Origin of the sequence: Bradyrhizobium oligotrophicum, assembly GCF_051168495.1 — a bacterium.
Lineage (GTDB): Bacteria > Pseudomonadota > Alphaproteobacteria > Rhizobiales > Xanthobacteraceae > Bradyrhizobium > Bradyrhizobium oligotrophicum_A.
Map to the genome: position 1 here is coordinate 36638 of NZ_JBNPVB010000021.1, position 23800 is coordinate 60437.

The 23800-nt window shown below is 65.0% G+C and carries 19 protein-coding genes and 1 tRNA gene; 6 read left to right on the plus strand and 14 right to left on the minus strand.

Annotated features, from left to right (window positions below; translation table 11 throughout):
• Positions 1–12: 12 nt before the first annotated feature.
• Positions 13–888: a tyrosine-type recombinase/integrase gene (locus ACQR1B_RS30045; RefSeq protein WP_434836279.1), complete on the minus strand. Its 876-nt coding sequence runs from the start codon at positions 886–888 to the stop codon at positions 13–15.
• Between the two features lie 241 nt (positions 889–1129).
• On the opposite strand from ACQR1B_RS30045, the gene ACQR1B_RS30050 reads away from it, so the two are divergent.
• Complete coding sequence (locus ACQR1B_RS30050; RefSeq protein WP_434836280.1) at positions 1130–1690, plus strand: hypothetical protein; 561 nt, start codon at positions 1130–1132, stop codon at positions 1688–1690.
• Positions 1691–2139: 449 nt separating this feature from the next.
• Here the strand turns inward: ACQR1B_RS30050 and ACQR1B_RS30055 are convergent, their stop codons facing one another.
• The 9 genes from ACQR1B_RS30055 to ACQR1B_RS30095 all read right to left on the minus strand — a co-directional run bounded on the left by ACQR1B_RS30055 (position 2140) and on the right by ACQR1B_RS30095 (position 10356).
• The gene (locus tag ACQR1B_RS30055) at positions 2140–2610 is read right to left on the minus strand and encodes a PaaI family thioesterase (protein WP_434836281.1); all 471 of its coding nucleotides are present in this window, start codon (positions 2608–2610) and stop codon (positions 2140–2142) included.
• A complete protein-coding gene (locus ACQR1B_RS30060; RefSeq protein ID WP_434836282.1) occupies positions 2600–3199 on the minus strand; it encodes an Ada metal-binding domain-containing protein in 600 nt (199 codons plus the stop codon). Before ACQR1B_RS30060 ends, ACQR1B_RS30055 begins: the two co-directional genes overlap by 11 nt.
• Before the next feature lie 90 nt (positions 3200–3289).
• The gene (locus ACQR1B_RS30065; protein WP_434836283.1) at positions 3290–4081 is read right to left on the minus strand and encodes a transporter substrate-binding domain-containing protein; all 792 of its coding nucleotides are present in this window, start codon (positions 4079–4081) and stop codon (positions 3290–3292) included.
• 242 nt (positions 4082–4323) lie between these two features.
• Positions 4324–4719, minus strand: a complete 396-nt coding sequence (locus ACQR1B_RS30070) for a hypothetical protein (protein ID WP_434836284.1) — start codon at positions 4717–4719, stop codon at positions 4324–4326.
• A 185-nt stretch (positions 4720–4904) separates the two neighbouring features.
• Positions 4905–5903 carry a hydroxyacid dehydrogenase gene (locus tag ACQR1B_RS30075; protein WP_434836285.1) on the minus strand — a complete coding sequence of 333 codons (999 nt, stop codon included), beginning with the start codon at positions 5901–5903 and terminating at the stop codon, positions 4905–4907.
• Between the two features lie 28 nt (positions 5904–5931).
• On the minus strand, positions 5932–7032 hold the full coding sequence (locus ACQR1B_RS30080; protein ID WP_434836286.1) for an ABC transporter ATP-binding protein: 1101 nt from the start codon (positions 7030–7032) through the stop codon (positions 5932–5934).
• 19 nt (positions 7033–7051) lie between these two features.
• Positions 7052–7963, minus strand: coding sequence for a carbohydrate ABC transporter permease (locus ACQR1B_RS30085; protein WP_434836287.1), 912 nt, complete (start codon positions 7961–7963; stop codon positions 7052–7054).
• Positions 7963–8901 (minus strand): carbohydrate ABC transporter permease, encoded by a 939-nt coding sequence (locus ACQR1B_RS30090; RefSeq protein ID WP_434836288.1) that lies wholly within the window; start codon positions 8899–8901, stop codon positions 7963–7965. The genes ACQR1B_RS30085 and ACQR1B_RS30090 overlap by 1 nt, the downstream gene beginning before the upstream one ends.
• Positions 8902–9015: 114 nt before the next feature.
• A complete protein-coding gene (locus ACQR1B_RS30095) occupies positions 9016–10356 on the minus strand; it encodes an ABC transporter substrate-binding protein (RefSeq protein WP_434836289.1) in 1341 nt (446 codons plus the stop codon).
• A gap of 496 nt (positions 10357–10852) precedes the next feature.
• On the opposite strand from ACQR1B_RS30095, the gene ACQR1B_RS30100 reads away from it, so the two are divergent.
• A complete protein-coding gene (locus tag ACQR1B_RS30100) occupies positions 10853–10999 on the plus strand; it encodes a hypothetical protein (RefSeq protein ID WP_434836290.1) in 147 nt (48 codons plus the stop codon).
• 36 nt (positions 11000–11035) lie between these two features.
• On the opposite strand, the gene ACQR1B_RS30105 is transcribed toward ACQR1B_RS30100, so the two are convergent.
• Positions 11036–11662 carry a TetR/AcrR family transcriptional regulator gene (locus tag ACQR1B_RS30105; protein ID WP_434836291.1) on the minus strand — a complete coding sequence of 209 codons (627 nt, stop codon included), beginning with the start codon at positions 11660–11662 and terminating at the stop codon, positions 11036–11038.
• 88 nt (positions 11663–11750) lie between these two features.
• On the opposite strand from ACQR1B_RS30105, the gene ACQR1B_RS30110 reads away from it, so the two are divergent.
• The gene (locus tag ACQR1B_RS30110; RefSeq protein ID WP_434836292.1) at positions 11751–12479 is read left to right on the plus strand and encodes an NIPSNAP family protein; all 729 of its coding nucleotides are present in this window, start codon (positions 11751–11753) and stop codon (positions 12477–12479) included.
• A gap of 195 nt (positions 12480–12674) precedes the next feature.
• Entirely contained in the window at positions 12675–14123 is a 1449-nt protein-coding gene (locus ACQR1B_RS30115; RefSeq protein ID WP_434836293.1) for a hypothetical protein, read from the plus strand.
• A gap of 136 nt (positions 14124–14259) precedes the next feature.
• On the opposite strand, the gene ACQR1B_RS30120 is transcribed toward ACQR1B_RS30115, so the two are convergent.
• The gene (locus ACQR1B_RS30120; protein ID WP_434836294.1) at positions 14260–14859 is read right to left on the minus strand and encodes a TetR/AcrR family transcriptional regulator; all 600 of its coding nucleotides are present in this window, start codon (positions 14857–14859) and stop codon (positions 14260–14262) included.
• A 148-nt stretch (positions 14860–15007) separates the two neighbouring features.
• Between ACQR1B_RS30120 and ACQR1B_RS30125 the strand changes: the two genes are divergently transcribed.
• Positions 15008–15403 carry a VOC family protein gene (locus ACQR1B_RS30125; RefSeq protein ID WP_434836295.1) on the plus strand — a complete coding sequence of 132 codons (396 nt, stop codon included), beginning with the start codon at positions 15008–15010 and terminating at the stop codon, positions 15401–15403.
• A 152-nt stretch (positions 15404–15555) separates the two neighbouring features.
• On the opposite strand, the gene ACQR1B_RS30130 is transcribed toward ACQR1B_RS30125, so the two are convergent.
• A tRNA-Ser gene (locus tag ACQR1B_RS30130) sits at positions 15556–15645 on the minus strand.
• Between the two features lie 882 nt (positions 15646–16527).
• Between ACQR1B_RS30130 and ACQR1B_RS30135 the strand changes: the two genes are divergently transcribed.
• Positions 16528–17454, plus strand: a complete 927-nt coding sequence (locus ACQR1B_RS30135) for a septal ring lytic transglycosylase RlpA family protein (protein WP_434836296.1) — start codon at positions 16528–16530, stop codon at positions 17452–17454.
• A 133-nt stretch (positions 17455–17587) separates the two neighbouring features.
• Here ACQR1B_RS30135 and ACQR1B_RS30140 read toward each other — a convergent pair whose 3' ends face one another.
• On the minus strand, positions 17588–22774 hold the full coding sequence (locus ACQR1B_RS30140; RefSeq protein WP_434836297.1) for an IPT/TIG domain-containing protein: 5187 nt from the start codon (positions 22772–22774) through the stop codon (positions 17588–17590).
• Between the last annotated feature and the right edge of the window lie 1026 nt (positions 22775–23800).

Genomic DNA, 23800 nt, shown 5'->3' on the forward strand with positions numbered 1-23800 from the left:
GCCGCCCCCACGTCAGCCGGGCGGCCGGGTCTCCTTCAGTTTGATCGCGATGTGCTCCAACGGGCTCATGACCTCGCTGATCGTCTTGGTGGCGACCCTTGTATAGAGCGCGGTCGTATCGAGCTTGGCGTGACCGAGCAGCACCTGGATCACGCGTACGTCGATGTTCTGCTCCAGGAGATGGGTGGCGAAGCTGTGACGCAAGGTATGCAGCGAGACGCGCTTGTGGATCTCCGCCATTTGGGCCGCGGCATGACAGGCCCGATTGAGCTGCCGTGTCGTCATCGGCTGCGCTGGATCACGCCCCGGGAATAGCCAGCCCTGGGGACGGGCCGCCTTCCACCACGCGCGCAGCAGGTCGAGCAGGCTTGGCGACAGCATGACGTTGCGGTCCTTGCCGCCCTTGCCCTGCTCGACGCGGATGATCATGCGCTTGCTGTCGATATCGGAGATCTTGAGCGAGACGACCTCGTTGGCGCGGAGGCCGGCGCCGTAGGCCACGCTGAGCGCCGCCTTGTATTTGAGCCCGGGCGCCGCATCGAGCAGCCGCGCCACTTCCTCCACGCTCAGCACCACCGGCAGCTTGCGCGGCTGGTGGATGAAGTGGGTGTGCTCGACGATCTCGTGACGCCGCAGCGTGACCTTGAAGAAGAACCGCAGGGTCGAGACCGTCTGGTTGATGGTCGGCACGCCGACGCCGCGCGATGCCAGATGGAGCTGATAGCGGCGCACGTCCTCGAAGCTGGCCAGATCCGGCGAACGTCGGAGGAAGGCTGCGAAGTCCTTGACCCGCTGCACGTAGTCATGTTGGGTCTTGGGCGCGAATTTGCGGATCGTCATGTCTTCGATCATGCGCCGCCGCAACGGGCTCATGGCCTCGTCGGTCATGGGGATGCTCCTGTCTTGTGTGAAGGTTGCGAACCCCTCATCTCAAGACAGGACGCCTCGTTGCGCTATCCACTCAGCCGTGCTGCCGGCTGTCTTGCCTACCGCGCGAGCGGTTTAGTCCCCTGACCCGACTCGGACATGGACCCGTTGCTCGGCACCGGACAGAATGCCACCGCAGCCCCGTCAACTTGGCGGCTGACGAACTCGTGCCCCGCTGCTACTCTGGCGCAACCTAGGAGGGATGGAGCATGCCGGAAGTCGAGAAAAAGGACGACAACGTCAACGTCATTGGGATACTCCGGAATCCTTCCAGGTGACGAACTTCAAGATAATCCATTTCGGTCCTGTCGAGACTGATCGCATCTACCGTGAGATCGGCCGGTTCATCTTCGAATTCTCGCAGCTTGAATACACGCTGCGGTACCACGTCGCCGAGATGGCTCGCATCGATGACCAGTATTTCGACATCGTGACGTCGGCATTCGATTTCGCAAAGCTGTGCTCGGCGCTGCTGGCGCTATCGGCCAAGGAAAAGGGCGGCAAGCCCGATCCGACCCTCAAGGACCTGATCGCCGACTGCCATGAGGTCAACACCATCAGGCTCCGCGTGGTGCACGGTCTCTGGGTCATCGGCTCCGGCAACGACCGCGCCATCCACACGTCGCGCAACTCCATGCAAAGCGAGGTCTACTTCGACAAACCGGGAGACCTCGACGACCAGTCGAACCGCTGCAACAGGCTGCGGAGCGATATCGAGAGGGCGATCTACGCCATGCCTATCTTTGAGAGGCCGAAAAAATGACGGTCATCGATCCCGCCGCGGCGCCCGACGACCTCGCTGACGTATCGCTCGAGCGAATTGCTACAGTCATGGCTGCGACCGGACGCCGCGAAGCGACGGCCGATGATTGAGGACTGTCCGAATGACAGTGCATTGGTGGACGCAGGCACGCAACGTGTGGCTTTTTGCGTTCACCACTTATTTCGTCTTTTGGTCGCTCTACGGGATTTTCCGTCCGAAGCTGTCACCTCGGACGGAAGCGTGGTTCGCGCTATCACATTACTTGATATTTCTGCCGGTAGTGCTGCCTGCGCTTGTCGTGTTGTGGTGTCTTGAGTGGGCTACGAAGCGCAAGCCGCCAAGATCAAACAAATGAATATCTCTGACGTCCGTAATGGGCTGAATGCGGACGCTGGTAACTCGGCAAAGGCCTGCGCTGGGTCGCAAGTGAACTCTGACGTGAGGGGTCATCACGCGTCGAAGATCAGGCAGGTCGTCGTGCCGTGCGCGAGCAGGCGGCCGCCGGCGTCAGTGATCCGGCCCTCGGCGGTGCCGACGCGCCGACCGCAGGTGAGAACAGTTCCCTCGGCGCGGATCACTCCCGTGTCTGGCGTGATAGCTCGCAGCAGCGAGATCTTGAACTCCAGCGTCGTCTGGGCAACGCCCTTGTCGAGCATCGACCAGATCGCAAGGCCCATGCAGCTGTCGAGCAGCGTTGCGGAGAGGCCGCCGTGCACGGTGCCGGCCGGATTGAGGTGGTCCTCGGTGGGCAGCGCGGCCACGACGACGAGGCCTTTCGATGCCTCGACAACGTCATAGCCCAACGTGCGTGCGATCGTATTGAGCGGCAGCGTCCTGTGCGCGAGCCCCTGGACGAATTCAAGGCCGCTCATCTGCCTGCGCCTGATGTCTTCGACCGTCCCGTAGTTCCTATCCGACATTTTCGATCCCTTGCTGTTGCTGCGCGGCTCTCGGTCTGCGCGGGCGCAGCTTCGATGGCGGACGACCATAGAGCGCAACGAAAGTCGCGCTCATGCGGCGCGGGCTGGAAAAGCCTGCGCGGCTTGCAATCCGCGCGATTGGCAGGTCCGTCTCATCGAGCATCCGCTTGGCGCGTTGGATGCGCAGCGATTGCGCGATCTGGCTCGGTGATGCCTCGAGATGTGCCGCGAACAGGCGCGCCAGATGACGCGCAGAAATCCCGAGTCGATCCGCCAGTGCATCGATGCCGTCATGGTCGAGCGCGCCAGCCTCGATCAGGGTCAACGCGCGATCGACAGTGCATCTGGTCCCTTTCCAGGCCGGGCAGAACGGCACGGTCTCGGGGCGGCAGCGCAGGCAGGGGCGATAGCCGGCGGCTTCGGCCGCCGCAGCGCTGCGGTAGAAGTGGACGTTCCGGGCCATCGGTGTCCGCACCCGACAGACTGGCCGGCAATAAACGCCGGTCGTTTTGACGGCGACGAAGACGAGACCGTCGAGCGCGGTGTCACGACGGCAAAAGGCCTGGTAGAGGGCTGCATGGTCGTTCATAGCTCACGATGTACCGCGATTGCCGGCGCATCGCGAGCCGAAGCCGATGATCCGGTCCGAAAGTGACCGTTCGATTGGACTCGCCGCATCTCAATCAAACCAGGTCTTGTAGATCGTCTGATAGCTGCCGGTCTCGGTTGCGATGTGCAGCCACTGGTCCACGAACGCCTTCAGCGCCATGTCGCGCTGCAGCCAGTAGGCCTTCTCGGAGAAGTCGAACGGCTTGTCGGGATGGACGGCGCAGAGCACGCCGGGATGCAGCTTCTGCTGATAGCGGGTCTCGGAAGCGTCGGTCATCATCAGGTCGGCTTCGCCCTTGGCGATCTCGTCGAAGATGGTGACGTTGTCGGTGTGGACGCGGATGTCGGCGGACTTGAGATTGGCGCGTGCGAAGCGTTCGTTGGTGCCGCCGGGATTGACGACGACGCGGGTGCCGGGCTTGTCGATGTCGGACAGGGTCTGGAACTTCGACGTGTCGGTGCAGCGGGCGATCGGGGTCTTGCCTTCGCGCATGATCGGCGTGGTGAAGTAGCCCTTCTTCTGGCGGTCGAGCGTGATCGACACGCCGCCCATCGCGACGTCGAACTTGTCGGCCTCGAAATCCTTCATCAGTTGTGGCCAACTGGTCGGCACGTACTCGACCTTGACGCCGAGCGCCTTGCCCAGCGCCTCGGCCATGTCGACGTCGAAGCCGGAGAATTGTCCGGTGGCCTTGTCGAGATAGGTGAAGGGCTTGTAGTCGCCGGTCATGCCGACCCGCAGGGCGCCGCGCTGCACGATCTCGTCGAGGCGGGAGGCCTGTTCGGCGGCGGCGGAGACGGCGAGGCTGCAGACGAGAACGAGCCCAGTCAGGACGGACAACGGACGGTCGAAGATCCCCATCTTGCAACACCTCCCCCTCGAGTTGATCATCCTTCTTATACGAGGAGACGTCGGCGGACGAGGGGGAGGACGAGGCTCGTCTGTTCCGGCCGCCGGTTCGGCGCGGCCAGAGCGCGAGCCTGTATTCAATTCTGCAAAAAATGAAGGCCGGGACGAAGCCCGGCCAGGATGGAGCACATGCAACATGGTCGAGGGCAGGGAGCTTGCCGGGCAAGCGCCGCAGCCGGCGTTCGCGCCGATAGCTACTTCTCGCCCGGGCCGGACGGGAGGAACGCCGCGGTCGGGCCCTTGCCGGTCATCTCGTTCTTCAGCGCCTCGAAGCGCTCGATCGCCTCGCGCGCGCGGCTGTCGACCAGCCTGACGGCGGCTTCGGCCGTCATCGGACCGGTGCCGACGGCGATCGAGGTCGGCCCGACGGTCTCGTCGACGTAGTAGCCGTCGTCGCCACGCCGTGCGGTCCAGCGGAAGCGGATCGCGGAAATCGGGCCGGGACCGATCTTGGTGTAGCCATCGGCCTGATCGAACGACACCATCGTCGCGCCGGCTTTGTTGGACGGCACTGCCTTGTCGGCCTTCGACTCCGGCTGATCGAGAATGCTCGCTATCGTCGCGAGCGCGTGATCCGTCGCAACACTCATGGCCGCCTCGGTTCCTACTGGCGCGCGCAAAAGCCGGCGCCAATAGTCACAGTTGTAGCGAATTTCCGGCAAGTTGCAACAATACGTTCAAATTTGGGCAACAAAGCGGTGGACGGCAGATCGACGCTCGCATCGGGCAAGACGCCGACGCGGGACGTTCCCGACCACCGACGCCAGCGGCGTTGCTACAGCACGTCCTGATTGATCACGTTCTGCCGGATCGGATCGCCGTCCAGGACGCTGAGAATGTTGCGCGCGGTCTGCTCGCTCATGCGGTCGACGGCCTCGCGGGTGACGCCGGCGACGTGCGGCGCCATGATCACGTTCGGCAGCGCATGCAGCGCGTGGCCGACCGGCGGCGGTTCCTGTTCGAACACGTCGAGCCCGGCACCGGCCAGCCGTCCCGACACCAGCGCGTCGTGCAGCGCCGCCTCGTCGATCAGGCCGCCGCGCGCGGTGTTGATCAGATAGGCCGTGGGCTTCATCAGCCGCAGACGCGCGGCATTGAACAGGCCGATGGTCTCCGGCGTCTTCGGACAGTGGATGCTGACGAAGTCGGCGCGCGGCAACGCGGCGTCGAGATCAGCGACGGGCTCGCAGCCGGCCGCGGTGATCTCAGTGGCAGGCTTGTAGGGGTCGTAGACCAGCACCTGCATCTCCATGGCGAGGCAGCGCTTGGCGGTGCGGGTGCCGATGCGGCCGAAGCCGATGATCAGCACGGACTTGCCGTAGAGGTCGAACGGCAGCACGCCGAGCCGGGAGCCCCAGGTGCCGTCCTTGACCATCGCATGCATCTCGTTGGCGCGCTTGGCGAGCGTCAGCATCATGAACAGCGCCTGCTCGGCGACCGACGGCGAATTCGCGGTGCCCGCGACCATCAGCGGCACCTTGTGGCGGCTCAGCGCCGGCACGTCGACCGCATCGAAGCCGACGCCGATCCGGGTCACGACCTTCATGTCGCCGGCGGCGACGAGCTCCGGCTCGCCGAAACGGGTCGCGCCGAGCGCCACGCCATGCACGGGCGCGTGGGACGTGAGCAGCGCGGAGAAATCGGCGGCCGAGATCATGTTGGGAAACTCGATCATCTCGACATCGTCGCGCGCCGCGAGCAGCGCGCGGCCCTTGGCCGAGAAGGATTCCGTGACGAGGATCTTGTTCTTGTTGCTTGCCGTCCTGCTGCTCATGTCCTGCCCTTGAAGCGTCTTTTGCTCGTCAAATCACGAGTCCTGTCGCTTCATTTAGCAGGTGCATGTTGTTGAGGTCCATGGCCATACGCAGAGGGCTGCCATCCCGCGCGCCGGCATTGGGGTTGACCCGGCCGCAGACCGGCGTCTCGTTCAGCGTGAAGTAGACCAGCGTCTCCATGCCCATCGGCTCGGTGACGTCGAGCAGTGCCTCGAACGGCTCGAGTCCGGGCTCCGGATGGGGCCTGATTTCGGTAATGTGCTCCGGCCTGATGCCGAGCAGCAACGGCTCATTCCGCGACACGGATTGATAGCGCGCGGCGCGCGCCGGCGGCAGCGGGAAGGCGATGCGGTCGGTGAGGCGGATGTGGAGCCGGCCATCGGCCTCCTCGAGCCGGCACGGCACGAAGTTCATGGCGGGCGAGCCGATGAAGCCGGCGACGAAGCGCGTCGCCGGCTGATGATACAGTTCGTTCGGCGTGCCGATCTGCTCGATACGCCCCCGGTTCATGACGACGACGCGGTCGGCCAAGGTCATGGCCTCGACCTGGTCGTGGGTGACGTAGACCGTCGTGGTGCGTACCTTCTGATGCACCTTCTTGATCTCGATGCGCATCTGCACCCGCAGCTTGGCGTCGAGGTTGGACAGCGGCTCGTCGAACAGGAACACCTTCGGATTGCGCACGATCGCGCGGCCCATGGCCACGCGCTGGCGCTGGCCGCCGGAGAGCTGCTTCGGCTTCCGGTCGACGAGGTCGGCGATGTCGAGCATGCGCGCTGCTTCCGCCACGCGGCTCCTGATCTCGGCCTTCGGGTAGTGCTTCAGGCGCAGCCCGAACGACATGTTCTCCGCCACCGTCATGTGCGGGTAGAGCGCGTAGTTCTGGAACACCATCGCGATGTCGCGGTCCTTGGGCGGCACGTCATTGACGACGTCGCCGCCGATCGTGATGTCGCCATCGGAGATGTCCTCGAGGCCCGCAATCATCCGCAACGTCGTGGACTTGCCGCAACCGGAGGGGCCGACCAGGACGACGAATTCGTGGTCGGCGATGTCGAGATCGATGCCCCTGACCGCCTCGACGTCGTCATAACGCTTCACGACCTTGCGCAAGCTCACTTCAGCCATGTGTGATCAACCCCCGTCATCAGCCTTTGGTCGCGCCGGCGGTGAGCCCGGCGATGTAATAGTCCATCAGGAATGCGTAGATGATCAGCGGCGGCGCGGCCCCTAACAGCGCGCCGGTCATGATCTGTCCCCAGTTGAACACGTCGCCCTTGATCAGGGTGGTGACGATGCCGACCGGTAGCACCAGCTGGTCGGCCGATGTCGTGAACACCAGCGGATACAGGAACTGCGCCCAGGAGACGGTGAAGGCGAAGATGGTCGCCGCGATCAGGCCGGGCAGAGCGACGGGGATGAAGATCCGCGTCAGCGTCTGCAGCCAGGAGGCGCCGTCGATGATCGCGGCTTCATCCAGCTCCTTCGGGATCGAGGCGAAATAGCCGATCATGATCCAGGTGCAGAACGGCACCGTCAGCGTCGGATAGATGAACAGCAGCACGTACCAGCGGTTGATCAGCTGGATGCCGGTGACGTCGCCGATCAGCGCGAACATCTTGAACAGCGGAATGAACAATAGGCTGTCCGGAATGAGGTAGGTCAGGAACACGCCGGTGGCGAGCGTCGCCGAGCCCCAGAATTTCATCCGCGACAGCGCGAACGCGGCGGGAATGCTGATCAGCATGGTGATGATCACGACGATGATCGAGACCATCGCGGAGTTGAAGAAGAAGCGCAGGAACTGGTTCGACGTCAGCAGTGCGGCGTAGTTCTCCAGGGTCGGATGGAACACCCACCACGGGTTGGTCGCGGCCGAAATCTCCGCGCTGCCTTTGAGCGAGGTGATCAGCATGTAGAACGGCGGCACCAGCGAGAAGATCGCGAACAGCGTCAGGAAGACATACGACCAGCGCAGCGCCCAGGCGCGGTCGCGGCTCATCGAGCCATATTTGACGTTACGGGTCGGGCCGGCCTTGTCGATCGCAAGCGTGCTCATCAGGATTCGTTCCCCCGCTTGTTGACGTCGCGCAGGATGAAGATCGCGGCCACCGCCAGGATCGGCACCATGAACAGCGAGACGCTGGCGCCGAGCGGAATGTCGCTGCCCTCGATGCCGACCCGGAACGCCCAGGTCGCGAAGATGTGCGTCTTGTCGAGCGGGCCGCCGGCGGTGAGGATGCGGACGATGTCGAAATTGGCGAACGTCACGATCAGCGAGAACAGCGTGGTGATGGCGATGATGTTGCGCATCATCGGCAAGGTGACGAACCAGATCCGCTGCCACCAATTGGCGCCGTCGATCGCCGCGGCCTCATAGAGCTGCTCGGGCACCGATTTCAGCGCCGCCAGATACATGATCATGAAGAACGGCGCGCCGTACCAGACGTTGACCAGGATCACCGAGAACCGCGCCCAGACGGCATCGCCGGTCCATGGGATCGGCCCGATGCCGAAGAACGCGAGCGTGTAGTTGAAGGCGCTGTAGGACGGGTCGAACAGCCACAGCCAGGCGAGCGTGCTCATCGCCGGCGGGATCACCCAGGGCACCAGCAGCATGCCGCGCCATTTGCGCTGGCCCTTGGCCGGGATGTTGTGGACGAAATGCGCGACAATGAAGCCGATCAGCGCCTTGAACACCACGGCGGTGATCGCGAAGATGCAGGACTGCTTGACGACCAGCCAGAACGTGTCGCGCTTGAACAGGAACTCGAAATTGCCGAAGCCGACGAAGCGCTGCATCGACTTGTTCAGGGTCGCCAGATGCACCGAATAGAAGGCGGGATAGACGACCAGCAGCGCGATCAGCAGGATCAGCGGCAGGGTCATCAGGAAGGCCGTGGTCGACTTGCGCCTCAGCGCCTTGTGCAGGCCGCCGCGGCCGGCAGCATTGCGGGGGCGGGCTGCGGCCGTTTCGCCGATGGCAGTATCGACCATGAGAGCGAGCTCCTCGTGAGATCCCGGCGGATGGCGTTGACTGGGCGTGGCGATGGATGATGCGGGCGGCCCGCCTCGAACTTGCGGGCCGCCGACGTTGCAACGGACGTCAGCTCAGCTGCGCAGGAAGCCTTCGCACTCGCCCTCGGCCCAGGACAGCGTCTTCTCCAGGCTTTCGCCCTGGGCGTAGCGCAGGCACATCTTGGTCTGCGTCGCCTGGAAGTAGATCTGCTGCGCGACCTTGGGCGGCGCGGGCGACGCCGCGATCGAGAGCACCTGCTGCTGATACGGATCCGGGTAGTGGAAGATCGTGCCCTTGGGCGGTCCCTGTTCGGCCCAGACCTTCAGCTTGGTCAGTTTCTCGAAGGCCGGCAGGTCGTAGCCGCCGCTCGCTTCCACCATCTTCTCGATCGATGACGGCTTGGAGAGATGGACGAGCAGGCTCTTCGCCGCCGGCTTGTTCTTGGAGAAGCTCCAGATCGACCAGAAGTAGGGCAGGAACGGCGCGAAGCGGCCCTTGGGCCCGGCAGGAAAGCCGTGGGTCCAGCACTGCTCCGCCACCTGCGGTGCATCGCGCTTGGCCACCGCCCAGGCGCTCGGCGGGTTCATGATCAGCGCGCCCTTGCCCGCGATCAGCCATTTGTTGTTCGAGGCGTCGTCCCAGGCGCCGACATCCGGCGGCAGGAAGGCGATCAGCTTCTTGTAGAACTCGAGCACCTGGCGCACCGCGTCGGTCTTGACCGTGAGGTTGCCCTTGGCGTCGACCAGTTCGGCGCCGAACGCCTTGAAGAACGCACCGGCCGTATCGACGTTGTCGGAGGTTTCGCCGAGACCGATTCCGAACGGCACCCCGGCCTTGTGACAGGCCTCCGCGGCCTTGAGAAACGTATCCGTCGTCCAGTTCTCGGCCTTCGGCGGGCCGCCTGCCGGATACATTTCCTGCACGTCGATACCGGCATGCTTCTTCATCAGGTCGATGCGCGAGCAGGGGCCCTTGATCTGGCTGCCGACGCAGGCCGGCACGCCCATCCATTTGCCGTCGAGCGTACCGAGGTACTTGACGGTATCGTTGACGGCGCCGTTCTCCTGAATGATCGGCCCCATGATGTCGTTCACGGGCTCCAGCAGGTCGGAGTTGGAGTGGCACCACCAGGTCGGCATCTGGAAGATGTCATGGCCTGACTTGGCCTGTGCCTCGGCGGCGATGGTCACGAGGTTCTTGTTGCCCTGGCTGGTGATGTAGTCGATCTCGATGTCGACCTTCTCCTTGGCTGCCCATTCCTTGCAGAGCTCCCTCGACGCATCGTTGGCGCCGGGAACCCAGTGGTCCCAGAACCCGATCGAGAGCTTGCCGGCGGCATGGGCGCCGCGAACATACGGCGCGGTGATCATGACCGCCGAGGCGGCAGCAGTCGCAGCAACGAATTGTCGGCGGTTCAGCTTCCTCCGTGACATGGCGTTCCCTCCCTGGTGAGCCAAGCATTCGGTTGATGGCGAATCCTGTTTGTTAGTTATTGCGTCGCGTCACGCGCGCATGGATTTCGCTTCGGTGCAATCAGAGCAGAATTGCGCGCGGCTGTCGAGAAAGCAGGTGAGGCGAAACTGAGAACCAAGGGTGGGCACATTTCGTCGCAGCCTGTGCAACGATTGCGTCGCAGCGATCGGCACCGCAACGCAAAGCTATGAGCATCGTGGAGAGGATCATCGCGTGTGCACGTCGCGCGACCGACGGACTTGCACGTTGCGGCAACGATAGAATTCGGCCGCCTCGGAGGCCGCCGGTCGACATCGCCGGAGCGGACTCGGGGGGGCGGCGAGGGAGCGGGAGCCAATGACGATCCGCCGGTAGGGGATGGCGATGCGCCGGCGTCTCTGCACCGCAGCAGGGGTTGTGTTGTTGGCGCCTCGACGGCGCCGGCGCGTCAGGTTGCCGCGCAGGGATTGTTCAAGGGTGTCGAGCAGGGCGCCCGCGAAGGCAACAAAGTTCCTGATCGACCGCGCCGCCGACCAGCGCGCGGTCGCCGACGCCTCGGAGTCGCTGGTCACCAGCCTCGACGACGAGATGGTCCGCCTCGGCCGTGAGCGCGGGCTGGACTAATCAGGCGTCGCGGATCTGGAGCACGCACGCCTCGCGTCAGCGCGCCGTCGTGACGCCGCGATACTTTATGGCGAGCAGCGCTGCCAGCTCGGCTCTCGCATCGACCAGCGGGATGGCATCCTGGCGCGCCTTGGCCATTGCCATTGCGCCGGAATAGGCCGCGATGACGAGGGTGGCAAGGCTGTCCGGGTGCAGGTCGCGGGCCCGGCCGGCGAGAATGTCGGCGTAGAACTTCGCACGCAGGGCATCATGCCAGGCCGTGAAGATGCCGCTGAGCGCGACGCGCATGTCCGGGTCGTGCGGCGAGATCTCCATGGCCATGTTGTTGAGCGGGCAGCCGGACACCGCACGCTTGCGCGTCAACTCGCCGATGATGCTGGCAAAGATGCCGTCAATGGCCGTGGGCGCGTCGACATGGGCATCCAGCGGAACGATCCAGGCCTCTGCGACGGCCTGCGCCACCCGGTCCTGGATCACAGCCAGCCCAAGGTCACGCTTGGCCGGGAAATGATGCGCCATGGCGCCGCCCGACACCGACGCCTTCTCGCGGATCTCCAGCATTCCCGTTGCGAGGTAACCGTGACGCACGAACGCGTCATAGGCGCTGTCGACGATGCGCCGGCGCACGCCCTCCGGGTCGTTGGTTCGTCTGGATGCCGTCATGGTCGCGCCGACAATAGCGGCTTGACAAAACAGGTCAATCGCCCTGTTATAAAAAACAGGACGATCGACCTGTCGAGAGAGGGCTGATATGCGGGATCATTCCATCTTCGAACTGCGCCGCTACCGCCTGCGCCCGGGTGGCCGGGAGACGCTGATCAAGCTGTTCGACGCCGCGTTCGTTGAACCCCAAGAGTCATTGGGAATGCGCATCGAGGGCGAGTTCAGGGACGAGAAGGATGCCGATGCCTTCGTGTGGGTCCGTTCCTTCGCGGACATGGAGTCACGATCGCAGGCGCTGCAGTCGTTCTATACGGGCGACATCTGGCGGGCGCATGGTACGGCGGCGAATGCGACGATGCTCAATTCCCACAATGTGCTGCTGCTCAAGCCGGCCGGCGCGATGCGGCCGTTCGCACACAATCTGCCGCGCGACAGAGAAACGGCGCGTGGGCACGCGCGCGGCATCGTCGTCGTCAACATCTGTTCGCTGGCGCCGGGGCGGGACTCGGATTTCGCCGATTTCTTCTCCGAGCGCGCCTATCCGGCCCTGCGCGACGCGGGCGCGCGCATCGACGCCATGTTCGTCAGCGACCGCAGCACGAACGGCTTTTCAAGACTCCCGGTGCGCGAAGGCGAGACGGTGTTCGTCTGGCTCGAATGCCACGCGGATGCGGCCAGCCTGGCCCGCTGCCGTGAACAGCTCGCCTGCAACTCGGACTGGACGGGCCACATCCTGCCGCGCATCGACGAACAGTGCTGGCGGCCGATCGAGGTGTCCGAGCTGACGCCGACCGCGCGCTCGCTTTGCGCCTGGTGACCGGACACCGCATGGGTTCGGACACGGTCGGGCGACGACAACGGCCGGGACGGGTGCTTTGGCACGGCACCTGGCCGGAGAGCCGTGATGGCAGGGAATATCGGCTCGCATTCCGGCTGCGGGCGGATCGTATTGACCGCAAAGCCGACGACAGGCAGTCTCCCGGCGCCTGCACGCTGACGTGCTTACCATGAGTTGGATATTTGCGGGATTGGCCGGCGGGAAGCTGCGATTGAGCAGAAACGTATTGTAACGTTCATTGCGATTGTGTCGCATTCAATTGCGACGTACTTATTTATTACGAAGTTATTTGGTCGCCGGGAGAAACCCGTGCCGCCCCGCCTATTTGGAGGAAGGTTATTGTCGAAACTGCAAGTGCGCCGCTGGATCAAAGAGCGGTTGGGACCTGGCGAAGCCAGCATTGCAGACCGGCTCGACGCAGACGCCAACCGCTTCATCGAGGCCTTGCAGTCGGAATTGAGGGCTGCGAAGGATGACGCGCAGCGCTACAAGCGCATCACTGAGGAAATGGGCGTGATCATGGGCCGCCTGCGCGATGAGCGCGACGGCCACAAGCTCCACGCGGAGTCGGCCTCCGCCGAGCTTCGCCGGCTGACGCGGCCACGTGCGGCGGCGGTCTCCTGCAAAGAATCGGCAGTTCTCGCCGGCAACGGCCAAGTTGGGCCTACGTTGAAGAATACACCTGCTTCCGCGCTGCGGGTGCTCTGCGTGGGAACGGGCCGCGACGGAACGACGTCTCTCGCACGGATGATGCAGGACGTCTTCGACAGTCAGGGCAACGGCGACAAGGCGGTGCACGAATGGGGGTCGAGCGAACTCAACGAGTTGTTCTGCCGGCTCAAGGAAGGCAATGACGGCAGCGTCGAGGCCGAGATTCGTCAGTTGATCCTCGACTGCCCATATGCGTGCGTCGTCGGCAACGGCTATGCGGCCGTCCTGCCGATCATCGCCGACCTGCTCGGCGATCAGGTCACGCTGGTGCATCTGCGACGCCGCGACCGGGCGGCGTGCATCGCCAGTCTGGCCGAGAATGCAGAGCTGTCGCCGCAGAACCATGTCTACTACGCCGATTCGCCGGCCGCGCTACGGAAGCGTCCGACGGCTTTCCATTTCGGGGAGATGTCGAAGCCGCAATGGACGGATCTGTCGCTGACCGACAAGTTCGGCTGGTACTACGACAAGACTCACGCCCTGATCGAAAAACATAAGCGCTTGTTCACGAACTCGCTCTCCGTCGACACCGAGGATCTCGCCACGGACAGCGTGCGCGCCGCGCTGGCTCATGCGGCCGGCAGCACCGAGATGCCGCGGGCCTTTCACGTCAACCGGTTCGTCGATCTGCGCCACGTGCCGACCGATCGTCGCAGCTTCGTGCAGCGCCTGTTGGGCCAGCTGGACGTCCAGAAGCTGGCTCATGACGATCTGTATGGGCTCCGGCAGGTCCTCAACGAGATGATCTATCATCTGTCGCATTTTCCCGACGAGGCGCCGGGCGCGCTGGATGAGCTGCGCTGGACGCTAAACGAGACGCACAACCTGCTCAATCACCGCATCGAGGATGTTCGCGAGCTGATGGAGCGGGTCGGTGTCGAGCCCACGACGGCGCCTCTGCAAAACGGCTAGGGCACGCGGCATGCGCGTTACGAAGCTCGCCTGAACCGTTGAAGGATTTTGACCAAACGGCAGGCTGCCTCAACTCGTCGCGGCCCGGCCGACCGTCACCCCGGGAGCGACAAAGGCTGCGGCTGCGATCATCTCACTATGGCGGAGTGGCGGCAAGGCGCAATGCTGCCTGCGCGACGAGCTTGGCAATACGTTCGGACAGAGCCGGGTCCGAAACGGCGCGGGCAAGAGTCACCCCGCCGCTGAGCATGGCCAGCAGCACGATCGCCTGATCAGCCTGCGCGGGGGTATACGCTGCTGCGTCACCATCTCGGGGCAGGCCCGCGGCGATCTCCCCGACAAGACGCCTCAGTTCGGCGGTATAGGCCGCGCGCGTCTGACGATCCGCGCGCATCACGTCGGCTGACAGGCTCGGCAAGGCACAGCTCTCGCCGAGATCGCAGGTCCGCTTGTAGCCCAGGTAGAAGTTCACGAAGGTCTCGAGCCACCCGTTCGGTTCGCTCGCCTTGAGCACGGCCACCCCATGCCGCAATTCATCCAGGCCGGACAGCACCGCCGTGCGGAAGGCTTCGCTCTTCGATTTGAAGTGTCCGTAGAACGCGCCATTCGTGACGCCCGCGGCCTTGGTCAAGGCGTCGATGCCGGCGCCGCCATAACCCGCCGTTCGAAACAGCCGGCCTGCCGCCGCGACGACCCTGGCCCTGGTTTCCTGTTTGTGTTCCGCGCTGTAGCGCATCGCCGACCTCATTGAGAGCAATCTCTCTTTATTGCTTGTCGAAAGCGCGATCAACGTGTATCGATAGAGAGTGACCGGTGTGTACGGGTGCGATCGCTGTTCGCATGCGGCGAGACGTGCTGAGGCGCGTCGGCGCCAGGAGACGACGATGCAGCTGGCAAACTATCTCTTCTTCACGACGCAATGCGACGCCGCACTTGCCTTCTACACGGCCTGCGGGCTCGGCCATGTCACGACGCTCGTGCGCCATGGAGAGCAGGGCATTCCGGTCGCAAGTGAGGCCATGCGAGGCAAGGTGATGCATGCGCGGTTCGAAGGACCGGGAGTCCTGTTCTTCGCATCGGACAATCACCACGCCGAGCCGATGCGCGGCTCCGCCCACATGCTCATCATCGACGATCGCACGACGACCGACGCTTTGTTCGCAAAGCTCGCTGACGGCGGCAAGGTGACGACGCCGCTCGCAGTGCAGCCGTGGGGGACCTATTACGGCAAACTCACCGACCGGTTCGGCGTGCAATGGATGCTGAACTGCGAGTCGTAGACGGATTGTACGTTGAGACGTCGTTCACCGGGACGAAAGCGTGCGCTGAGACCAACAGCTCAGTCGCGGGCGATTTGGCACATAACGATCCAACGACGTCGGCCGGCTAGCCGATCGGGGAAGCGATTCCATGAGCGATCGAAGACGGCAATTGGCGGAAGGGGTGGGATTCGAACCCACGGTACCCTTGCGGGCACGCCGGTTTTCAAGACCGGTGCCTTAAACCACTCGGCCACCCTTCCATCCGGCGCCGTTTCCGGAATGCGCCGATGCGCACGCAATCGACGGCGCGGCATCATGGCGACACTTGTTTAGGGTGCTGGCTTGCGGCTCGTCAACGGCGCTTTCACGAGCGAGCCGAATCTCGTTCGTTCAAAAACCCGCCTTCACCTGAACGCAAAAACCATCAAGCCCGAGCACAAAACCACCGTGCTTACTGCAGCCAGGGCGAGAAAGCCGCCCGAAAGCAAGTCTCGATGTCGCACGGCCCACCTGCTGCGGCTGAACGGCCGGTTCGAACTCACCCAATGGCGCGGAACCCACGCGGTCGTTCGAGAAAAATATCGCTCGTTGAAATGTCCAGCTCCAGGTCGGTCCTGAAGTGTCGTTCTTGAAATGTCGCTCTTGCAGCCGACGAAAGCCGACCTTGCCGTCGGCTGTTCGGCCGTTTCAGCGTCAGGCCCGCGAACGGACCCCTTCAAACGCATGAGCGAGGAAGATCCCGGCGCCAACCAAGCCCATCACTGCTGTCATTGCTTCGATCATCGCGAACACACCCTCGTTGCGCCCCGTGTGAAGGAAACGACGTGCAGCCCTGCACAGTCAAAATGATTCAGGTCCCGGAAAATGAGAACCGTCCTAAGTGAGGATTTCGCGCAACATATGTGTCCAAAAAGGTGCAGTCGCAACAACGAGACGCGGAGTAGTGCACGCGTGGGCGGCGAGCGCATCGATGAGCAACCGCCGGAAAGCTCCGGTTAACCACGGCGGGGGCCACCCCATTTCCGCCGTGTTCGGGTTGCGTTAGTCTCGTGCATTGAGTTGCGGGGGACGCGACTCGGGGAAAAGCTGAGACGCGCCGGCCTGAACGGTCGGGCGAAACGGCAAATTGGTATTTGGGGTCGATGGGGATTGGTCGAACAGATCCGGTCGAGCAGGCGGTGCGGTGTGCCGTCGCGGTTCTCGCCTGCCTGATGGTCGCGAACTGCGCCTCGTCCAACAAGTTTGCCAGCAGGGTCGACCCGAAATACGGCGTGTCGTCGAGCCCGCGCGTCGTCGGTTTTGGCGAGCCGGTGCCGAAGGGCGGCGGCGTCTATCGAATCGGCAAGCCCTACACCGTGGCCGGCAAGACCTACGTTCCGGAAGAGGACGCCAACTATCGTGCCGAGGGCATGGCGTCCTGGTACGGCGATGATTTCCACGGCCGCCTGACCGCCAATGGCGAGGTCTTCGACATGACGTCGCTGACCGCCGCCCATCCGACCCTGCCGCTGCCGAGCTACGCCCGCGTCACCAATCTCGCCAACGGCAAATCGCTGATCGTCCGCATCAACGATCGCGGCCCCTACCATGGCAACCGGCTGATCGACGTCTCCAACAAGGCGGCCGATCTGCTCGAGTTCAAGGGCAACGGCATCGCCAAGGTCCGGGTCGAATATGTCGGCCGCGCCCCGCTGGAGGGCTCCGACGACACCCAGCTGATGGCGACCTTGCGCACCGGCATCCCGGCGCCGGCACCGTCCCTGGTGCGCGTGGCCTCGGCCAGACCGTTCGTGCCCGAGATGGGCGGCACCGGCCGGCCGATTCGCGGCGAGATCCCGCTGCCGGAGGGGCGACCCTATACGCTCGGAAACACCTCGGCCGACATGGCCTCGGTCGGGGCGACCTCGGAACTGTCGGCCTCCAGCCGGACGAGAGGGCGCAGCCTCGATAATCCGCGCGCCGTGTCCTACGACCAGGACGGCCGCTACATCCCGCAGGGCGGCAGGGCGGAGGCGAACGACGGCGCAGCCGAAGCCCGCGACATCATGAGCGGCCGCGGGCTGTACTGAGATCGGCGCGACGGCCACGACGGCCAGCTCGCGTGAACCGCCCCTTTCGGGGCGGTTTTGATTCCGGTGGTCGCCCGAGCGGCGGTCGCCCAAGCCCACTGAACCAAAGCCCACCGAACCAAAGCCCGCTGCATTACTGCGCCGAGAACGGCACCCGCGCCCTGGCCGAGTAGGTCCAGATCTGGGTGGCGCTGCCGATGCCGCCGAGCTCGGCGCCGAGGCCCACGCTGGCCCCGCCCGGCGTCCTGATGCCGAGCCCTCCGGTGGCACGCGCGGACCAGCCCTGGAGCAGCGGCGTCGAGGAGAGAGCGGTGCCGACGAGCGCCGCGGCATCCTCCTTGTTGAAGTAGTAGTCGCCATACAGGCCGACGAACGGCGTCAGCACGAGGCCGCTGTCGAGCCAGGCCACGGGGTAGGCCGCCCTCAGGCCGCCGGAGGCGCGGCCGTTGGCGAAATCATGGGTGCCCTGCCGAGTGCCGAGCGAATCGACATAGGCGTTCTCGTGCTCCCACAGCGCATAGACCTTGGCCGAGGGCTCGAGCAGGAAGCCATAGGCCTGGTACATGCCGGTGAGCCCGGTCGACACCAGCCAGCGCTGGCCGTTGAAATTGCCCTGCGCGGTGCCGGCGGTGCCGTTGTAGCCGATGCCGGAATAGGCCACCGCCGCATCGTAGCGCAGCGTCGGCGACAGCTTCCAGCCGAGATAGGCGCCGACCGTCCAGCCATCGCCCTTGAGCTTTCCGTTGATGTCCTGCTCGGTGTAGCTGAAGGTCTCATACCCACCGAGCGCGCCTACCAGGACATTCGGTGCGACCTTGTAGGTCAGCCCGATCAGCGCGTTGAGCTGCTGGCCGTAGAGCGAGGACTGGGCTGCCTGAGTGACGCCGCCGGTGGTCGTGGTGCCCCAGCGGTCGATGCCGGTGCCGCGCACGTCGGCCCACAGCAGCCATTGCTTGTCCTCATGCCATCTGGGCGCGGCTTTCTTCGGCAGCTGCGGGTCGATCGCCGCGAAGGCATTGTCGATCCGCGACCGGCCCCGGCCGGATCTGCCATCGATGAGGCCGCCGCTGCGATCGGCGCCATAGGCGCTGCTGCCCGAATCGGCCGCGCCGGGCAGGGGCACGGCGTTGTCCTGGTCACGCGGATCGGCGGAGAAATTGAAGCGCATGCGGCCATTGCCGGGGGTCAGGAAGGCCCCGCCATCGTTGAAGCCATCGCCGATGGCTTCGTCGATCGCCCCGGAGATGGCCTGTCCCGAATTCTGCGCCACCATTTTGGTGACGTTGAGCTGCAGAGCGCGCAGCCTGACGCTGTCGAGCGGCACGTTCACGGTCTGCGCGAGGCCGGGCGAGGTGCTGGCCGCAAAGCTGGGACTGCCGCCATAGTTTGCCGTGATGGTGTGGCTGCCCACTGTAAGCGCCGATGTGGTGAAGGTCGCAATGCCGCCGCTCAGTGTCGCCGTTCCGATCGCCGTGCCGTTGTCGCTGAACGTGACCGTGCCCGTCGGCGTTCCACCCGACCCGGTGACCGTTGCCGTGAACGTCACGGGTTGGCCCGCCTGGCTCGGGTTCTGCGAGGAGGCGAGCGTCGTCTGCGTCGCTGCCGACTGATAGGCGAAGCGGTCCGCGGCTGAGGTGGCGGAGGTCTGGCCGCTGTTGGTGACGGTGATGTCGACCGTCCCGCTACCGGCGGGCGAGACTGCCGTGATGGAGGTCGCTGAGTTGACGGTGTAGCTCTGCGCATTGACGGCGCCGAACTTCACGCCTCCGGCGCCGGTGGTCCCGGCGAAGCCGGTGCCGGCGATGGTCACCGTGGTGCCGCCCGCCGCGGGGCCCGACGTCGGCGAGATCGACGTCACGGTCGGCGCGCCGAAATAGCTGAACTGGTCGGCGGCCGACGTCGCCGACGTGCCGCCGGCGGAGGTGACCCTGACGTCGACCGTGCCGGTCCCCGCTGGCGAGGTTGCGGTGATCGAGGTGGCCGAGTTGACCGTGAAGCCGGTCGCTGGCGTCGCACCAAAATTCACCGCGGTCGCCCCGGTGAAGCCGGTGCCGGTGATGGTGACCGTGGTGCCGCCGATCGCAGGCCCGGAGGTCGGTGCGACCGAGGTGACGGACGGAGCGGTCGTATAGGTGAATTGATCCGCTGCAGAGGTGGCCGACGTGCCGCCGACGGTGGTCACCCTGATGTCGACGGTGCCGGCGCCGGCTGGCGCGGTCGCGGTGATCGAGGTGGCGGAGTTGACGGTGAAGCCGGTTGCCGGCGTCGCGCCGAAATTCACCGCCGTGGCGCCGGTGAAGCCGGTCCCGGTGATGGCCACGGACGTGCCCCCCGCCAACGGCCCGGCGGTCGGCGCGATCGACGTCACGGTCGGCACCGGCGAGTAGGTGAACTGATCGGCGGCCGACGTTGCCGAGGTGCCGCTCGGCGTTGTCACGCGGACGTCGACCGTGCCGGTGCCCGCCGGTGAGGTCGCCGTGATCGAGGTGGCGGAATTGACCGTGAACCCGGTCGCAGGCGTCGCGCCGAAATTCACCGCGGTCGCCCCGGTGAAACTGGTGCCGGTGATGGTGACCGAGGTGCCGCCTGCAACAGGCCCGGATGTCGGTGAAACCGATGTCACGGCCGGCGGCCCGATATAGGTGAACTGATCGGCCACCGAGGTCGCCGACGTGCCGCCCGTGGTCGTGACCCTGACATCGACGGTCCCCGTGCCGGCCGGCGAGGTGGCCGTGATCGAGGTGGCCGAGTTGACCGTGAAGCCGGTCGCGGGTGTGGCGCCGAAATTGACGGCCGTCGCACCGGTGAAATTGGTGCCGGTGATGGTCACCGTCGTGCCGCCGGCCGCTGGCCCCGAGGTCGGCGAGATCGAGGTCACCGTCGGCGCAGGGATGTAGGTGAACTGGTCGGCCGCCGAGGTGGCTGACGTGCCGCCGGCGGTCGTGACCCTGACATCGACCGTGCCCGTGCCAGCCGGCGAGGTCGCCGTGATCGAGGTGGCCGAGTTGACCGTGAAGCCGGTCGCCGGCGTGGCGCCGAAATTGACCGCCGTGGCGCCCGACAAATTGGTGCCGGTGATGGTCACCGTGGTTCCGCCGGCACCCGGGCCCGAGGTCGGCGAGATTGATGTCACCGTCGGGGCGGCGACATAGGTGAACTGATCTGTGGCCGAGGTGGCCGAGGTGCCTCCGACAGTGGTCACCGTCACGTCGACCGTGCCGGTGCCGGCGGGTGAAGTCGCCGTGATCGAGGTGGCGGAATTGACCGTGAAGCCGGCCGCCGGCGTCGCACCGAAATTGACCGCGGTGGCACCGCTCAGATTGGTGCCAGTGATCGTGACGGTCGTGCCACCGGCCGTCGGTCCCGCCGTTGGCGAGATCGACGTCACCGTCGGCGTCCCGATATAGGTGAACTGGTCGGACGCCGAGGTGGCCGATGTGCCGCCAGCGGTGGTGACCCTGACGTCGACCGTGCCGGTGCCGGCCGGCGAGGTCGCGGTGATTGAGGTCGCCGAATTGACCGTGAATCCGGTCGCAGGTGTGGCGCCGAAATTGACGGCGGTGGCGCCAGTGAAGTTGGTGCCGGTGATGGTGACCGTCGTGCCGCCGGCCACGGGACCCGAGGTTGGCGAGATCGAGGTCACGGTCGGTGCAGGGATATAGGTGAACTGGTCGGACGCCGAGGTGGCCGATGTGCCGCCAGCGGTGGTGACCCTGACGTCGACCGTGCCGGTGCCGGCCGGCGAGGTCGCCGTGATCGAAGTGGCCGAGTTGACCGTGAAGCCGGTCGCGGGCGTGGCGCCGAAATTGACCGCCGTGGCGCCGCTCAGGTTGGTGCCGGTGATCGTCACCGTGGTGCCGCCCGCACCGGGCCCCGACGTCGGCGAGATCGAGGTCACCGTCGGCGCCGCGACATAGGTGAACTGGTCCGCGGCCGAGGTCGCCGAGGTGCCGCCGACCGTGGTCACGGTCACATCGACCGTGCCGGTGCCGGCCGGCGAGGTCGCCGTGATCTGCGTCGCCGAATTGACCGTGAAGCCGGCCGCGGGTGTCGCGCCGAAATTCACCGCGGTGGCGCCGCTCAGGCCGGTACCGGTGATGACCACCGTGGTGCCGCCGGTCTGCGGACCTGCCGTCGGCGAGATCGACGTCACCGTCGGCGCGGCGACATAGGTGAACTGGTCGGACGCCGAGGTGGCCGATGTGCCGCCAGCCGTGGTGACCCTGACATCGACGGTCCCCGTGCCGGCCGGCGCGGTCGCGGTAATCGAGGTCGCCGAGTTGACCGTGAACCCGGTTGCAGGCGTGGCGCCGAAATTGACGGCGGTGGCGCCAGTGAAGTTGGTGCCGGTGACGGTGACCGTCGTGCCGCCCGCCACGGGACCCGAGATCGGCGAGATCGAGGTCACCGTCGGTGCAGGGATGTAGGTGAATTGGTCGGACGCCGAGGTGGCCGACGTGCCGCCCGCCGTCGTGACCCTGACGTCGACGGTGCCGGTGCCGGCGGGCGAGGTCGCGGTGATGGAAGTCGCCGAGTTGACCGTGAAGCCGGTCGCGGGTGTGGCGCCGAAATTGACGGCAGTGGCGCCAGTGAAGTTGGTGCCGGTGATGGTCACCGTGGTGCCGCCGGAACCGGGCCCAGAGGTCGGCGAGATCGAGGTCACGGTCGGAGCAGGGATGTAGGTGAACTGATCGGCAGCAGACGTGGCCGATGTTCCGCCCACAGTGGTGACGGTCACATCGACGGTGCCGGTCCCGGCCGGCGACGTCGCGGTGACCTGGGTGGCCGAGTTGACCGTGAATCCAGTCGCAGGCGTGGCGCCGAAATTGACCGCGGTCGCGCCGGTGAAGCCGGTGCCGGTGATGACGACAGATGTACCGCCGGCGCCGGGTCCCGATGTCGGTGCGATCGACGATACCGTGGGCGCGGCCACATAGGTGTATTGATTCCCCGCCGCCGCCTGGGATGGGGCGCCATTGGTGACCGTCACATTGACGGTGCCCGCCGACCCGGCCGGCGCGACCGCCGTGATCTGGGTGTTGGAGTTGACCACGTAGCTGGTCGCATTGGTCGAACCGAACTTCACGCCGCCGGCGCCGGTGGTTCCGGTGAATCCGGTGCCGGTGATGACGACCGAGTTGCCGCCTGCGGTCGGGCCGGAATTCGGTGACAATGCGGTGACAGAGAGGCTGGGCGTGACGTTCGTGAGCGAGATGGTCAGGCCACTGTCGGTGGTGCCGAACGTGCCAGTGCCAACATCAGTCGTCGACGAATAGTTCAGAATGATCGTGTCGGAGGTCGTCGGCGGCGCCGTCGTCATCGTCAGATTATAAGTTACGTAGTAGGCATTGCCGTTATTGGGATCGATCGTCTCTATTGGCGTAATCGTGTAGACGCCCCCATTCGAACCCGCGATCGATGCGGAAGTGTCTCCGGCGCCGCTCCCGGTAATCGGGAAACCGGTATTCGTGTCGGTTCCGCATGCATTGTACAGGCCGCTGTTGGCGATTCGATTGTATTGTGTGCCCGTTTTCGGCACGAGCGCCGCGCCGGGACCGGTGGCCCCATTGACGCTGAATGTGATCTGCGAGTTCAGCGCGATGCTGGTCGACACCGTCAATGCGGACACTGCCCCGCAATTGGCAGCCCAGGCGTCACTTGCAGCAAAGGATACGAGCCCCACGACTGCCGAGACAATGGCGTAGCGTCGGGCGCCGGCTTTGCCGGGTCGGGAGGCAGGGGCTGTCGCAGGGCAGGACGGGTGTGCCGGCGGTCTGTCGAGCGCGCAGCCGATAGCGTGGGCGAATGCGTGCCCCATGGCACGGACCCGCATCCAGATCCCGGCAGTGCGATTCGCGATGCGCCCTCGCCGCAGAACCGTCGCGATGATCGCATTCAGGCCCCGACAGCGCGGCCAAGCATGCGTCAGGGCTGCAGCTACGCAGATCAATCGCATTGCTTGCCCTGCGAACACACGCAATGAGGCCAGACAACTCTGTCGGGTCCGTCTCGTGAAAACCACCAGGCCCCCTTCGCGGCATCAACTTCAAGTTGACGATGCCGGCGCAATAATTGATCAGATAAATTGAGTTCTACATGTTACCTTGCATTAGGACGTGACTGCGCGCCGCGAGCAAGAAGCCACCCCGCCAGTTCCGTGCGAAACCCGATCGGCGCGCCCGATTTTCGAGCTCTAGTTGCAACTCAGCAACAGATCAGTGTTTGGTGGAACAACCCCGAAAAGCGCCGTCGCGGGGTAGCTCCTGTTGGGTTGCAGGCAATTCCAGGCGCGAGCGACACTGCTAGAAGTTGTCTCGTGCGTTGACTGCGCGCGTAGGGCTTGACT

What these genes read in the sequence shown, in the direction of transcription:
- ACQR1B_RS30120 (WP_434836294.1), bottom strand. Translation starts at nt 14,859, where the DNA reads ATGCGCTACAGCGCGGAACACAAACAGGAAACCAGGGCCAGGGTCGTC.
- ACQR1B_RS30050 (WP_434836280.1), top strand. Translation starts at nt 1,130, where the DNA reads ATGGAGCATGCCGGAAGTCGAGAAAAAGGACGACAACGTCAACGTCAT.
- ACQR1B_RS30080 (WP_434836286.1), bottom strand. Translation starts at nt 7,032, where the DNA reads ATGGCTGAAGTGAGCTTGCGCAAGGTCGTGAAGCGTTATGACGACGTC.
- ACQR1B_RS30060 (WP_434836282.1), bottom strand. Translation starts at nt 3,199, where the DNA reads ATGAACGACCATGCAGCCCTCTACCAGGCCTTTTGCCGTCGTGACACC.
- ACQR1B_RS30140 (WP_434836297.1), bottom strand. Translation starts at nt 22,774, where the DNA reads ATGACGACGGCGCCGCCGACGACCTCCGACACGATCATTCTGAACTAT.
- ACQR1B_RS30065 (WP_434836283.1), bottom strand. Translation starts at nt 4,081, where the DNA reads ATGGGGATCTTCGACCGTCCGTTGTCCGTCCTGACTGGGCTCGTTCTC.
- ACQR1B_RS30070 (WP_434836284.1), bottom strand. Translation starts at nt 4,719, where the DNA reads ATGAGTGTTGCGACGGATCACGCGCTCGCGACGATAGCGAGCATTCTC.
- ACQR1B_RS30045 (WP_434836279.1), bottom strand. Translation starts at nt 888, where the DNA reads ATGACCGACGAGGCCATGAGCCCGTTGCGGCGGCGCATGATCGAAGAC.
- ACQR1B_RS30135 (WP_434836296.1), top strand. Translation starts at nt 16,528, where the DNA reads ATGGGGATTGGTCGAACAGATCCGGTCGAGCAGGCGGTGCGGTGTGCC.
- ACQR1B_RS30105 (WP_434836291.1), bottom strand. Translation starts at nt 11,662, where the DNA reads ATGACGGCATCCAGACGAACCAACGACCCGGAGGGCGTGCGCCGGCGC.
- ACQR1B_RS30110 (WP_434836292.1), top strand. Translation starts at nt 11,751, where the DNA reads ATGCGGGATCATTCCATCTTCGAACTGCGCCGCTACCGCCTGCGCCCG.
- ACQR1B_RS30075 (WP_434836285.1), bottom strand. Translation starts at nt 5,903, where the DNA reads ATGAGCAGCAGGACGGCAAGCAACAAGAACAAGATCCTCGTCACGGAA.
- ACQR1B_RS30085 (WP_434836287.1), bottom strand. Translation starts at nt 7,963, where the DNA reads ATGAGCACGCTTGCGATCGACAAGGCCGGCCCGACCCGTAACGTCAAA.
- ACQR1B_RS30055 (WP_434836281.1), bottom strand. Translation starts at nt 2,610, where the DNA reads ATGTCGGATAGGAACTACGGGACGGTCGAAGACATCAGGCGCAGGCAG.
- ACQR1B_RS30090 (WP_434836288.1), bottom strand. Translation starts at nt 8,901, where the DNA reads ATGGTCGATACTGCCATCGGCGAAACGGCCGCAGCCCGCCCCCGCAAT.
- ACQR1B_RS30125 (WP_434836295.1), top strand. Translation starts at nt 15,008, where the DNA reads ATGCAGCTGGCAAACTATCTCTTCTTCACGACGCAATGCGACGCCGCA.
- ACQR1B_RS30095 (WP_434836289.1), bottom strand. Translation starts at nt 10,356, where the DNA reads ATGTCACGGAGGAAGCTGAACCGCCGACAATTCGTTGCTGCGACTGCT.